1 protein-coding gene is annotated in these 321 nt (G+C 72.6%); it reads right to left on the bottom strand.

Annotated elements, in window-relative coordinates; all coding sequences use genetic code 11:
• Positions 1-321, bottom strand: a 321-nt coding sequence (locus ACLBYB_RS32995; RefSeq protein ID WP_447701405.1) for a vWA domain-containing protein, incomplete at both ends; no start/stop codon positions are given.

Below are 321 nucleotides of genomic sequence, written 5' to 3'. Positions count from 1 at the left end.
GGTGCGCAGGAACAGCCAGTACAGGTTCGGCCGGATCCGCGCGACCGCGGCGCGCAGCTGGTCCTGGATGCGCGGGTCGATCACCGCCGCGCCGTCGGAGACCAGGAGGAGGACCCGCGGGGCGCCGACATCGATTCCGAACTGCGACAGGGCCATGCCGAGGCCCCGGCCGATATTGGTGTAGTCGAGGCCGGGCCGGGCGATGGCGGCGATCGCCGCCCGCACGGCGTCGTGGCGGTCGGTCATCGGCATGACCAGCATCGGCGCGGTGGAGAAGGCCGTCACGGCGAACAGGTCGTGCGCCCGGGCGCCGACGAAATC

It is taken from the genome of Methylobacterium sp. D54C (genome assembly GCF_053345595.1).
This window is presented reverse-complemented; position numbering and strand designations above follow the sequence as displayed.